The organism is Streptomyces sp. PCS3-D2 (assembly GCF_000612545.2).
Classification (GTDB): Bacteria; Actinomycetota; Actinomycetes; order Streptomycetales; family Streptomycetaceae; genus Streptomyces.
The window spans coordinates 2,487,417-2,500,004 of sequence record NZ_CP097800.1 but is presented as its reverse complement, the minus strand read 5'-3'; the positions used below and the strand labels follow the sequence as shown (position 1 = coordinate 2,500,004).

The 12,588-nt window shown below is 74.3% G+C and carries 12 protein-coding genes; 8 read left to right on the top strand and 4 right to left on the bottom strand.

Going from position 1 to position 12,588, the window contains the following annotated elements:
* Positions 1–102: 102 nt before the first annotated feature.
* Complete coding sequence (locus AW27_RS10190; protein ID WP_037927858.1) at positions 103–735, bottom strand: hypothetical protein; 633 nt, start codon at positions 733–735, stop codon at positions 103–105.
* Positions 736–921: 186 nt separating this feature from the next.
* On the opposite strand from AW27_RS10190, the gene AW27_RS10185 reads away from it, so the two are divergent.
* Positions 922–1,779: a nuclease-related domain-containing protein gene (locus AW27_RS10185; protein WP_063890646.1), complete on the top strand. Its 858-nt coding sequence runs from the start codon at positions 922–924 to the stop codon at positions 1,777–1,779.
* Positions 1,780–1,915: 136 nt separating this feature from the next.
* Here the strand turns inward: AW27_RS10185 and ku are convergent, their stop codons facing one another.
* A complete protein-coding gene (gene ku / locus AW27_RS10180; protein ID WP_037927862.1) occupies positions 1,916–3,085 on the bottom strand; it encodes a non-homologous end joining protein Ku in 1,170 nt (389 codons plus the stop codon).
* Between the two features lie 31 nt (positions 3,086–3,116).
* On the opposite strand from ku, the gene ligD reads away from it, so the two are divergent.
* Both ligD and AW27_RS10170 read left to right on the top strand, forming a co-directional pair.
* Positions 3,117–4,013 (top strand): non-homologous end-joining DNA ligase, encoded by an 897-nt coding sequence (ligD, locus tag AW27_RS10175; RefSeq protein WP_037927864.1) that lies wholly within the window; start codon positions 3,117–3,119, stop codon positions 4,011–4,013.
* Positions 4,013–4,894, top strand: coding sequence for an ATP-dependent DNA ligase (locus AW27_RS10170; RefSeq protein ID WP_037928603.1), 882 nt, complete (start codon positions 4,013–4,015; stop codon positions 4,892–4,894). Before ligD ends, AW27_RS10170 begins: the two co-directional genes overlap by 1 nt.
* Positions 4,895–5,042: 148 nt before the next feature.
* Here the strand turns inward: AW27_RS10170 and AW27_RS10165 are convergent, their stop codons facing one another.
* Both AW27_RS10165 and AW27_RS10160 read right to left on the bottom strand, forming a co-directional pair.
* On the bottom strand, positions 5,043–5,438 hold the full coding sequence (locus AW27_RS10165; RefSeq protein ID WP_037927867.1) for a DUF6479 family protein: 396 nt from the start codon (positions 5,436–5,438) through the stop codon (positions 5,043–5,045).
* Between the two features lie 113 nt (positions 5,439–5,551).
* On the bottom strand, positions 5,552–6,535 hold the full coding sequence (locus AW27_RS10160; protein ID WP_037927869.1) for an XdhC family protein: 984 nt from the start codon (positions 6,533–6,535) through the stop codon (positions 5,552–5,554).
* 340 nt (positions 6,536–6,875) lie between these two features.
* Between AW27_RS10160 and AW27_RS10155 the strand changes: the two genes are divergently transcribed.
* The 5 genes from AW27_RS10155 to AW27_RS10135 all read left to right on the top strand — a co-directional run bounded on the left by AW27_RS10155 (position 6,876) and on the right by AW27_RS10135 (position 12,491).
* Positions 6,876–7,145: a hypothetical protein gene (locus AW27_RS10155; RefSeq protein ID WP_037927872.1), complete on the top strand. Its 270-nt coding sequence runs from the start codon at positions 6,876–6,878 to the stop codon at positions 7,143–7,145.
* 257 nt (positions 7,146–7,402) lie between these two features.
* Positions 7,403–8,605: an alpha-hydroxy-acid oxidizing protein gene (locus AW27_RS10150; RefSeq protein ID WP_037927875.1), complete on the top strand. Its 1,203-nt coding sequence runs from the start codon at positions 7,403–7,405 to the stop codon at positions 8,603–8,605.
* A complete protein-coding gene (locus tag AW27_RS10145; RefSeq protein ID WP_037927878.1) occupies positions 8,602–9,420 on the top strand; it encodes a class I SAM-dependent methyltransferase in 819 nt (272 codons plus the stop codon). Before AW27_RS10150 ends, AW27_RS10145 begins: the two co-directional genes overlap by 4 nt.
* A gap of 136 nt (positions 9,421–9,556) precedes the next feature.
* A complete protein-coding gene (locus AW27_RS10140) occupies positions 9,557–10,963 on the top strand; it encodes a metallopeptidase domain-containing protein (RefSeq protein WP_037927881.1) in 1,407 nt (468 codons plus the stop codon).
* 166 nt (positions 10,964–11,129) lie between these two features.
* Positions 11,130–12,491: a class E sortase gene (locus tag AW27_RS10135; RefSeq protein WP_052031246.1), complete on the top strand. Its 1,362-nt coding sequence runs from the start codon at positions 11,130–11,132 to the stop codon at positions 12,489–12,491.
* Positions 12,492–12,588 lie beyond the last annotated feature (97 nt).

The window sequence follows — 12,588 nt, the reverse complement described above, 5'->3', positions numbered from 1 at the left end:
TCCACCCTATGCGGAGGTGTGCCCCCTTTTACCCGGGTGGCCGCCGGTGGTCGGAGCGCGGGCGGGAGCGCTGCCCGCCGTCCGTGCGGCCGCCGACGGCGGTCAGCCGTCGGTACGCCCCCGACGCAGCATGGCGAAGCCGAGTCCGGCCGCGCCCACCGCCGCGATGCCGCCGCCCGCCGCGAGCAGCAGCACGCCCTCGCCGGGCCCGTCGGCCAGCGTACTCAGCCGCCGGCCCTCCGCGGACGCGGCCTCCAGGGCGCGGGTGTCGCCGGCGGCGGCCCGCTGCTCGGCCGAGACCGGGACGATCTGCCCGTCGCGCGTGCCGGTCTTGTGCCCGCCGCCCGCGACGGCGTGGCCGCCGCCCTGCACGATGGCACCGCCGACCCAGGAGGTCAGCCGGCCCGCGGGGTCCAGGGCCGCGTGCAGGCCGCCCGAGCCGTCGACGGCGATGACCCCGTCACGGCTGGTCAGGGTGGCCGCCCTGGCGCCGTCGACAGCCAGGATGTCGGCCTGGTAGCCGCCCTCGGCCATCCGGTAGACCTTCGCCGTGGACACTCCGTCGGCCAGTTCGAGGCTCTTGACCAGAGTCCGCTGCGCGGCCGAGGAGTGCGCGGAGGCCGCCGCCGGCACCCCTTCGGCCAGAGCGGCAGCGGTGGGCAGCGCCAGCAGGCTGCCGGCACAGGCGGTCACGGCGGTGGCGCGAACGAGGGTGCGGCGGCGGGCGGTGCTCACGGAAGGTCCTTCGGTGCTGGTCGGGCCCTGGTGTCTCCAGGTGCGACCACCGTAGGCGGCGGCCGTTGCGGCGGCACCCCGTTCGTGTAACAGCGAAGTCGCAGCAGCCCGTCGGAGTCGTTACACATCCGAGGGATTGCCGTGCGCCGCCCCGGCTGCTCACATGGACGGCGGGGGTGAGGGTGAATGCGCGGACTCAAGGTACTGCCCAGCGGCCGTCCCGGACGCGGTCGACTGTACGTCAACTTGCCCGACGGGCAGGCGGTCGCCTGGTACGACCGCCAGGCCAACCGGATCAGCGTCCTCGAAGACGACCACCGCGAGGCAGTCCTGGCCGCGCTGCGTCCCTACCTGAGCGGCACCGTCTCCATCGGGCCGCCACCGGTCCCGACCGCGGCCGACCTGCGCCGCCTGGCCCTGCCGCCGGACGCGGACCTGGCACCGAACCGCCCCGGCGAGACCCTGCTGGGCGAGCTGGAGCACGGCACCGCGGGCAGCCGGGCCCGCCACCGGCTGCGCCAGGACCTCGCCGCGCAGCAGCGGATGGGTGACGCCCTCGACGCCCTGGAGCAGGACGGCTGGCGGACCCTGCACTGCGTCCCGCTCCCGGGCTCCGGCCACATCGACCACCTGCTCATCGGTCCTGCCGGGATCTTCTGCGTGCGTACGGTTCCCGGACGCCGCCAGCGCGCGGTGGTCGGCGACCTGCTGCTCACGGTCGGCCGCGCCGAACCCCGTCCGGACCCCCGCTGGATCCGCGGCGCGGCGGTCCGCGCGACCGTGCTCCTCGCCGCGAAGGTCACCCCGGCCCTGGCGGTGGTCGACGCCTCCCGCCTGGAGACGGCCCCGACGGTCCGCGACATCCGCATCCTGCAACCGCAGTCCGCGGCACCGGACCTCGCCGCCGCTCCGGTGGCCCTCAAAGCCCCTGACGTCGAAGCCCTGTTCGCCCAGGCCCGCGACACCCGAACCTGGCTGCCGCAGCGCCCGCCCCTGAGCCCCGGCCGCACCGCAGCCCCGCGAGGGGGCGCCTCCCGGCGGTAGCCGGGGGAGCGGGGGCGCGAGGTCCCGGGTGCGAGGTTCCGGGGCGGAGTCCGGTGGACGGCGGCGGGGCGGGGCGGGGCGGGGCGGGAGAGCACAGCACTGGCGTGGTTCTCGAACCAGACCCCGGGCCAGCCCCTCAGGCAGAGGTCCGCTTCCGCGGTGTCGAGGCCTTCTTCGCACCCGAGGCCGTGGCGGCCCTCTTCGTACCGGCCGCCGCCGTCGACGTGGCCGTGGCCGATTTGGCGGTCCCCGACGTGGCGGTCGTCGACCTGCCGGTGCCCGACTTGGCGGTCGTCGACCTGGCGGTGCCCGACTTGGCGGTGCCCGACTTGGCGGTGGTGGACTTCTTCTTCGAAGCGGTCTTCGAGGCCGCCGTCTTCTTCGCCGAAGCCGCCGTCGACTTCTTCCCACCGACCGCCTTCGGCGCAGCCGACGCCCTGCGCCCCGTCCCGCCACGCCGCCGCATCGGCGTGACCTCGGCCTCCGTGCCACTCTCCGGGGCCGCTCCGTCAGGCCGCGCACCCTCGCCCCGCGAGGCCTTCGCCGCCCGCACGCTCTTCTCCAGCGCCGCCATCAGGTCGATCACCTGCCCCCCGGCCGGCTCCACGGTCGCCTCCGCCGGTTCGAACGCCCCGCCCGCCTTCGCCGCGATCATCGCCTCCACGGCGTCCCGGTAGTCGTCGTGCAGCGATGCCATCTCCACCTCGCCGAGCGTCGCCATCAGGGCGTCCGCCAGGTCCAGTTCGGCGTCCCGTACGGTCACCTCCACGTCCGGAGCGACTCCCTCCGGCGCCCGGATCTCGTCCGGCCACAACAGCCCGTGCATCGCGATCACGTCGTCGACGACCCGCAGCATGCCGAGCCGCTCCCGCCCCCGCAGCGCGTACTTGGCGATCGCGACCTTCCGGCTGCGCCTCAGCGCCTCCCGCAGCAGCGTGTACGGCTTCGCCGCCGTGGCCCCGTTCGCCGCCAGGTAGTACGCCGCGTCCATCTGCAGCGGGTCGATCTCCTCGGCGGGCACGAACGACATGATCTCGATCGTCTTCGCCGTGGCCAGCGGCAGCTGAGCCAGGTCCTCATCGGTGATCGGGACGACCGACCCGTCGGCCTCCTCGTACCCCTTGCCGATCTCGGCGCCCGCCACCTCCTCGCCGTCCAGCTCGCACACCTTGCGGTAGCGGATCCGGCCGCCGTCGGCGAGGTGGATCTGACGGAAGGAGATCGAGTGGCTCTCGGTGGCGTTCACGAGCTTGATCGGAATGCTGACGAGGCCGAAGGAGATCGCTCCGTTCCAGATGGATCGCACGGTTCCTCCTGTTTCGTGGCAGTCTCATCGTATGACGCCGATCACATTGGTGGAGGGCCGTCGCATCACGCTCAGCAATCTCGACAAGGTCCTCTACCCGGAGACCGGCTACACGAAGGGCGAGGTGCTCCACTACTACGCCAGCGTGGCGGAGCCCCTGCTGGCCCAGATCCACGACCGGGCGGTCTCCTTCCTGCGCTATCCGGATGGGCCGGACGGCCAGCTGTTCTTCACCAAGAACCCGCCGCCCGGCACACCCGACTGGGTGAGGACCACCCCGGTGCCCCGCTCCGAGGACCCCTCCGCCGCACAGGTGGTCGTCGCCGACATGGCCACCCTCATGTGGGCCGCCAACCTCGTCGTCGAATTCCACGTCCACCAGTGGCCGGCCGGCAGCCCCGCGGTCGCCGACCGCATGGTCCTCGACCTCGACCCCGGCGCGCCCGCGTCCGTCGTCGAGTGCAGCGCCGCCGCCCTGTGGCTGCGCGAGCGGCTCGCCGCCGACGGGCTCGACGCCTGCGCCAAGACCTCCGGCTCCAAGGGGCTGCACCTGGCCGTGCCGCTGGAGCCGACCCCGTCCTCGCAGGTGTCCGCGTACGCCAAGCAGCTCGCCCAGGAGGCCGAGCGCGAGCTCCCCGACCTCGTGGTCCACCGCATGGCCAAGGCCCTGCGCCCCGGCAAGGTCTTCGTCGACCACAGCCAGAACGCAGCCGCGAAAACCACCGCCGCCGCCTACACCCTGCGCGCGCGGGCCCGCCCCACCGTCTCCGCGCCCGTGTCCTGGGCCGAGGTCGAGGCCTGCCGCACCCCCGCCGACCTGGTCTTCCTCGCCGATGACATCGGGCCGCGGCTGCTGCGCGACGGCGACCTCTTCGCCCCGCTGGCCGATCCCGCGCGGGGTCGCCCGCTCCCCAAGGTCCGGCCGTGATCCGGGTGGCGCTGGCCGCCGCGGTCCCCGTCCTGCCGCGTGGGGCGGGACTGGCGTACGAGCCGAAGTTCGACGGACACCGGCTGGTCATCGCCCGTTCGGCGGCCGACGTGACGCTCCAGGCCCGCTCCGGGCGGATCGTGACCAGTGCGTTCCCCGACCTGGCGGCGGCAGCGCTGCAGTTGCCCGCGGGGACGGTCCTCGACGGTGAGGTGGTGGTCTGGCACTCGGGCCGCACCGACTTCGCGCTGGTACAGCGGCGCGCGGCGGCCACGGCGGCCCGGGCCGCCGTGCTGGCGCAGAGCCTGCCGGCCTCGTACGCCGCCTTCGACGTGCTGGAACTGGCCGGGCTGGACGTGCGCGCCCGCCCGTACGAACGCCGGCGGGCCCTCCTCGTCGATCTGCTCCTCCCCCTCGGGCCGCCCCTCCAGCCCGTCCCGATGACGACCGACCCGGAGCTGGCCGCCACCTGGTACGAGACGCTCCCCGCCAGCGGTATCGAGGGCCTCGTCGTCAAGAGGCTGGACCAGGCCTACCCGGCCGGGCGGCGCGGCTGGCAGAAGGTGCGGCACACCGACGTCCGGGACGCCGCGGTCGTCGGCTACACGGGAACCCCGCGCCGGCCCCTCGCCCTGGTGCTCGTCCTGCCGGTCGGGGACGAGACCCCACTGGTGTCGAGCCCGCTGACGGCGGCGCTGCGCCGGGAGGTGGCCGAGGCCGCCGCCGCGCGCGGATCGGCGGGGCCGCGGGGCACGGTCACCGCCATCGGGCTCGGCGAGGTCCCCTACCGCGCCCTGGACCCGCCGCTCACTGCGGAGATCCGACACGCCTCGGCCCGGCACCCGCCGCCGGAGGTGCTCCGGCTGCGGGCGGACCTCTGAAGGACGGACCTGGACGGACCGTTCCGGGGCGTGCCTGCGGGGGCGGACCTGCGGGGGCGGACCTGCGAGGAGGGAAGGGCACTGACCCGCGCGGGCGGCGCGGGTCAGCGGCCTTCGGGTCGCCGTCCTCCCGGGGCGGACGGCCGGGTCAGGAGTGCGCCCCGCGCCCGGCGTTCGGCGGAGCCCCGGGCTGCGGGTGCGGACCGGGCCCTTCGGGCAGCTTGTACCCGGACTCGCGCTCCTTGCGGACCTCCTCCGGATGGCTGGAGGTGGTGGAGCCGAAGTTCCCGTAGCCCTGCATCTCGTGCGGTCTCAGGCCACCCTCGGGGATCTCCACCTGGTCCCGTTCCTCGCGGACTTCGTAGACCGCTCCGCCCTCCGGCAGGCGGGGCTGCTCCTCGGCGGCGGGGGGTGGCGGCTCCTTGGCCCGGACCAGCTGGCCCAGCTTGAAGCCGCCGAGCAGCAGGGCGACGACGGCCAATCCGATGACCGGGAACCACGCGACATCCGTCAGGATCGAGTCCACGCTCAGGATCATGTCCATACGGAGCATTTTCTCTCACAACATCAGATTGCGCGCTTTTCGGGTGATCGGCGTCTGAAGCCGCGCAGGACGCATTACGTGTGGCGCGACGAGGCGCGTGCGGGGATTCGGGCTCAGGTGTTGATCGGGCCGTCGGCGTCCCGCAGCGCACCCGCCGGGCGTGCCCCCAACACCCCGAGGATCTCGGCGCAGATCGCCAGGGCGGTCTCCGCCGGGGTACGCGCGCCGAGATCGAGCCCGATCGGCCCGTGCACACGGGCCAGTTCCGCCTCGGTGACCCCGGCCGCCAGCAGTCCGTCCCTCCGGCGTGCCGTCGTCCGCCGTGACCCGAGCGCCCCGACGTACGGGACCCCCGCGGCCAGCGCCGCACGCAGCGTCGGCACGTCGAAGCGCTCGTCGTGGCTCAGCATGACCACGCACGCGGCGTCCCGGCGCGCTTCGATCACCTCCACCGCAGGCCCGGCGGCCTCGACCCGCACCGCCTCCCAGTCCAGCAGCAGTGCCTGCCGTTCGATGACGGCCGCCAGCTCACCGCCACCGCCGATGACCACGTACGGGGCCGACGGGTGTGCCTCGACCAGGACCAGCCCGGAATCCCCGTACAGGGCGTCCCGCCCGGCCCGCCGCGTGGCCAGGAGCTCCGCGGCCCGCCGCCCGGCATCGCCGTCCGGCACCGCGGTGGCCCGTACGACCTCGCTGGACGCCTGGTCCGCGGCCCCGTTCAGGCGGGTCACCAGCGCCACCCCGACCCCCTCCCCGAGCAGTTGCCACCACTCGGCGGGAATCGCCGCGAGCGGCTGGAGCAGCACCTCGGCCTGCCCGCCGCAGGTCAGCTTCGCCGCCACGGCCTCGTCCCCTGCCACGGACACCTCGCACACCCGCGCGGTGGCCCCGGGAGCCATGGCCGCGACCTCGGCGGCGAGTTCCGCATCGAACACTCCTCGGTACAGGCTGCCGACGCACTCCCCGCGCACGTCGACGAGCAGGGCCCCGGCGGGGTCCCGCGGCCCGAAGCCCTGCTCGGTGACGGGCCGGGCCAGATACCCCGCCCGGCCCTCGGCCACCCACCGCCGCGCCGTCTCCACCAGCTCACGCATCGTGCCGCCCCATCCACTCCGTGCTCTCCCGCAAAGCACCAGGTCAGCGGCGCATTGCGGCCTCACCGTCCACCCTAGACACCCCGGCGCCCCGCCCCCACCCCCCGAACCCACAGCTTCCCCGGGTTCCCCCTCGTACGGACCGCCCGAACCAGGAGGCCCGAGGCGGACGGGGCGCGACGGGCACCGGTGCGGTCTCCGGCGGGGCGCGGCCGACGGGCGGGCGATCCGGTCCGCCGGCGAGCAGGTTTCCGCCTGTGGCCGGATTTCGCCTTCTGTCGTCGGTCGCGCACGGTGTGTAGCTTCCAGGTGTCGCGTCACAGACGGAGGGGGACGGGCGATGCCTGCGGTGACCGCGGAACCGGGCCACGCGTACCGGCTGAGGAACAAGCCCACCGGTCGCCATCTGACCGGCGCAGCCTTCGGTGCGAGCACCTGCGCGACGGTCCACCCGTCCGTCGCGAGCGGCCACGGACGGCCCGCCCAGGGCATCCGGTTCCGCGCCGACCGCTACGTCCTGGAGCGCACCGAGGGCAGCACGGCGAGGGAGCGGCGGACCACCACCGACCGGGACACGGGCGACAGCGTCCACCCTCCTGCCACCGGCTGAGCGCCGCCGAGGCGAACTGGTCGGCGGCACGCCCGCAGCAGCAGCCGCCCGAGCCCCGGCATCCGCCGACCACTGCCGTCCGCTCGCCACCGTCCGCTCGCCGATCCGTCCGCTCGCCGATCCGGCGGGGCTCGGACTCGGACGGGCGGGCAGGGACCTGCTTCTCCACGGGTGGCATCCGCAGAACACGACAGGCCGTGCCTCGCCCGCCGCACTCGTCGGCCGGCGGGGTGCGTTTCACCTACAGGAGTGCCCGATTGCCGTACGCAGGTGGCTACCAGAGCCAGGTCTTCGCCGCAGGCGGAAGCCCCTTCCCCTTCACTTCCCGCGGGCTGGAGGACGCGGCGCGCCAGGCGCTGCCACGCCCCCGCTTCGACTACATGGCGGGGGGCGCCGGGCAGGAGCGGACGGTGGCGGCCAATGAGGACGCCTTCGCGCGCTGGGGCCTGAACTACCGGATCCTCCGGGACGGGGCGGCCGGCGACCCCTCGTGCACGGTCCTGGGGACGCCCATGGCGGTGCCGGTGATGCTGGCCCCGGCCGGAGTGGCCGATCTGGCCCATCCGGAGGCCGAACGGGCGGCGGCACGGGCCGCGGCCGACACGGGCGTCGTGCAGGTGCTGTCGTCGGCGACTTCGACCCCGCTGGAGGAGGTCGCCGAGGCCGCCCCCGGAGGACGAAGGTGGTTCCAGTTCGCCTGGCCCGATGACGAGAAGCTCGCCCGTTCGCTCCTCGCGCGGGCGGAGGACGCCGGGTACCGCGCCGTCGTCCTCCAGGGGGACTGCCACGTCGCGGGCTGGCGCACCCGCGAACTCGACTCCGGCTTCTTTCCGTTCCAGCACGGCCACGGCATCGGGAACTACCTCTCGGATCCGCGGTTCTGCGAACTGGCCGGAACGGGTGCTCCGCCGCCCCGGGGCGCCGCTCCCGACCAGGCGGTCATCCGGGCCGCCGCGGCCACCTGGAACCGCCTCTACACGCGCCCCGCGTTCCGCCCCGCGGACCTGGAACTCCTGCGTTCCTGGACCGACCTGCCCGTGGTCGTGAAGGGGGTCTGCCGGTCGGACGAGGCGACCGCGCTGACCGACGCGGGCGTCGACGGGATCATCGTCTCCAACCACGGAGGCCGACAGCTGGACAGCGGAGTGGCGGCGCTCGACTGCCTGCCCGGGGTGGTCGAGGCCGTCGCCGGCCGGGTGCCCGTCCTCTTCGACTCGGGCGTCCGTACCGGGACCGACGTCCTGATCGCCCTCGCGCTGGGGGCGAGTGCCGTCCTGATCGGCCGGCCTTGGCTCTACGGCCTCGCCATCGGCGGACAGGACGGCGTCGCGCACGTCCTGCGCTGCCTGGAGGCCGAGTTCACAGGTGCGCTCACCCTCACCGGACATCGGCGCCCCGGCACCCTCTCACCCGCCGATCTCACGCCCGTCACCGCCCACCGACCCCGGAGTGCCCGATGACCGCACGCACCGCACGCACCGAACGCACCGAACGCTACGGCGACGAGATCTTCAGCCACACCGGCAAGGACGAGAGGGACCGGCTCTCCGCCCTGGCGGACGTCCTGGACCCGGTCTCCGTCGACGCCCTGGCCGCGCCCGGGCCCGGTTCCGTGCGCCGCTGTCTGGAACTCGCCGCCGGAACGGGCAGCGTGGCCCTCCGGATGCTCGACCTCTTCCCCTCCGCCCACGTGACGGCGACCGAACTCGATCTGCGCTTCCTCGAAGGGATGCGCGGGGAGCGCCTGGGCGTCCTGCGGCACGACGTCACCACGGACGAGTTTCCCGAAGGCTCCTTCGACGTGATCCACGTCCGCTACCTCCTGCACCACCTGCCCGACCGCGCCGAGGTCTTCGGCCGGATCGTCCGCTGGCTCGCGCCCGGCGGCCGCCTGGTCATCGAGGAGCCGGCGCTGTTCTCCCTGGAGGCCGCACGGGACGAGGTCTACCGGCGGGTCTCCCTGGGCGCCCTGCGGGTCCTGGCCGACCGCATCGGCACCGACTGCACCGACTGGGGCCTCGACCTGCCCCGTACCGCCGCCGCCCACGGCCTCACCGGCATCGGCCTGCGCACCACCGTGCCGACGGTCGCGTACGACACCCCGATGGGCCGCTTCTGGCGCCTGACCCTCGACCATCTCGGTCCGGGCATCGCCGCGCTCCCCGGGGTCCACACCGACGACGTCCCGACCGTCCTCGACCGGCTCTCACGCCCCGGGTTCATCGAGATGGGCATGGCCACGGTCACCCTCACCGCAACCAAACCCGCGTTCTGACAAGGGGCCGCGCACCCCGATCTCCCGCGACGGGCGATCGCTCGAAGATAACGACTGGGTAACGCCGCACCAGGGTGCGGCGGGCGTGCGCTCTCTCCCAGTGAATCAGCCTTCGAGCCATGGGAGCACAGAGCGCATGAACACGAACATCGGCAGGTTCCTGGCCGCCGCGGCGTCCCTCACCACGCTGGCGGTCGGGGCCTCGGCTTCCCCGGCCGCGGCGGCCGACGAGGGCAAGACCGGGCGCGTCCTGGTCGTCGTGGCGAACTTCGCCGACCGCGCGCACCCGGACGCGGCCGCGATGCGGACGGACGCCGTCGACAAGTACTTCGGCGCGGGCGAGTCGCTGTCCACGTACTTCAGTGAGACGTCGCGTGGCCGGTTCACCTTCGGGCCCGCCGCCAAGGAGAAGGTCCTCGGTCCGTTGACCCTGAAGGAGAAGGCCGGTTGCGGTGGCAACGGCCAGCTGCGGATGGTCCGTGAGGATGTCGAGGCGCAGGTCGCGGCGAAGGGCCTGGTGCGGGGGAAGGACTGGGACTACCTGTCCATCGTCCTGCCCCACATCAGTTGCTACTGGTCCGGCATGGGATCCGTCGGTGGCCGCTACACCTGGCTGAACACGGGGGACAACAAGGTGTCCGAGACGACGATCCGGCACGAGTTCGGCCACAACATCGGCTTCGGCCACCAGATCCGCTACCAGTGCAAGGACGGCAACCTCGTCGACTGCAACGACCGTGCCGCGGTCGAGGGCAGGTCGCCGATGGGCGGCAACGGGGCGGCCGGCCTGTCCGCCAACCAGCTGATCCGGATGGGCTGGCTGGAGACCGCCGAGCACCAGCGTGCCACCGGCTCGGGCACCTTCAGCATCAAGGCCCTCTACGGATCCCAGAAGGGCACCCGGGCGCTGGAGATCCCGATGGGGAACCAGCAGAGCCTGCTCCTGGAATACCGCCGTCCGTCCGGCCACCTCGACAAGAACCTCGACGGCGTCTACGCCTACCGCGTCACCGACGGCCGCTACCACACCGCCGTGCCGATCGGCCTGACGACGACCGCACGCAATGCCGGCATCACCGAACTCCGTGACGACGCCTCCAAGGTGACCGTGCAGATCACCGGCAAGACCGCGGACGCGGCGACCGTCGCGGTCGGCCTCGACGGCAAGGCCCCGGCGGCGGGCGCCGCGCCGAGCACCGCCGTCGCGCCGGAGGAAGCGGCCGACAAGACCGCCCCCATGGAGGTGACCGACCCGACCGTGCCCACCGGACCCGCCGACGTCGACGAGAGCGGCACCGACGGCTCGCACGAGAACCAGGAGCAGGGCGCCGCCGCCCCGGGCGCCGCCGGGACCTCGGAGGCCGCCGCGTCCGGGAAGGCCGGCAAGGCTCCCGGTCTCGCGGGCCAGAACCTCGCCTCGACCGGCAGCGACGGCACCACGCTCACCCTGACCGCCCTCGGCGGCGGTGCGCTCCTGATCGGCGGCGCGTTCGTCGCGACCCGCCGCGCCCGCTCCCGCCGCGGAGCCACGCAGGCCAACTGACCACTCTCCAGGCGGCGTCCGGCCCAGCCGGACGCCGCCTCCGTCCGCCCGGGCCCCGTGGCGTGCACCTTTCCCGGGCGCCACGGGGCCCGGGCCGGCCCCCACCGGGGCGCCCGCTCCATCCCGCCGGGACCGCCCCGGCCGAGTCGCCGGAGGCACCCCGCTCATGACCATGACGCATCCGGACGACGCCGCACAGTGGGCCGGCCAACCCGCCGGTTGGCCCCCTTATCCACCCGTCCCGTCGCCGGAGGCCCGGTACGCCGCTGCGCCGCTCCAGCCGCCCGGTCCCTGGTACGGCCGTGAACCGCTCCCCGCACCGGACGGTTGGCCCGCTCAGGAATCGCAGCCCGCGACGCACGCCTGGTACACCCACCCGCCCCAGGCGTACGCGCCGCCCCCGCAGTCCTACGCCTGGCCGGGCCAACCGCACCCCTACCTCCCTGCGGCACACCCACCGCTCCAGCCGGACGGCACCTGGTACGCGGACCACCCGCCGCAGCCGCCGGAGGCCTGGTACGCCGACCCCCCGCCGCAGCCGCCCGAGGCCTGGTTCACCGGCGTGCCGCTCCAGCCGGACGGCGCCTCGTACGGCCGTGAACCGCTCCCGTACCCGGACACCTGGGACGTCTGCCCGGAACAGGCGTACGCCACCGCTCCCCACCTCCCCGAGTGGCCGGCCGGCTCCGGGGGGCATGACGGCCCCGGGGCGCCGCCCCCGCCGGCTCCGGAGGCGCCGGTGATGCCGCCGGAGACGGCGCAGGCACCCCCCTCGCGACGGGCCGGGGCCCGGAGGGCGGCGGCCCGTCGCGCCGATTCGGGGCGGCGCAGGGCCCGGCGCGGCCCGGCCGGGTCGGGGCGTCGCCGCAGGCAGCCGCCCTCCGGGGCCGCGCGGGCCGCGGGCACCGTGATGCTCACGTCCGGACTCGCCATGGTCCTCTTCGTCGCCCACCAGGTGTGGTGGAGCAACGTGCAGGCCCGCGCGGAGGCCGACGAGGCCCGGGCCCGACTGGAACAGGCGTGGCGTGACGACGACCCGGAGCCCCGAGCCGGCGACGATGGCGACGACGGCTTCGCGCCGGGCGAGGGTTTCGCGATCATCCGGATCCCGAAACTGGACCTGGAGTTCCCCATCGCCGAGGGCATCGGCACGCAGCAGGTGCTCGACAAGGGGCTGGTGGGCCATTACCCGGGCACGGGAATGCCCGCCGACGCCACCGGGAACTTCGTGCTGGCCGCGCACCGGAACACCCACGGGGAGCCGTTCCGGGAGATCGGCCGGCTGGCGCCGGGGGACCGGATCGTGGTGGAGACCGCGAACGCCTCCTACACCTACGAGGTGGCCGGCCGCATCCCCGAGACCCCACCGACCGACGTGAGCGTGCTCCGCCCGGTCCCCGGCGGATCCCCCTTCACCGTGTCCGGCCGGTACATCACCCTGACGACGTGCACACCCGAGTTCAGCACCCGCGGCCGCCTGATCGTCTTCGGCAAGCTGGTGGGGGAGCAGCCCAGGGCGCAGGTCTGACCACCCTTCGGGTACCGGCCGCGAAGACCCGGTGCGTCCGGTGTGCCGTGTGCTGTGTGCCGTGTGCTCTGTGCCCTGTGCCCTGTGCCCTGTGCCC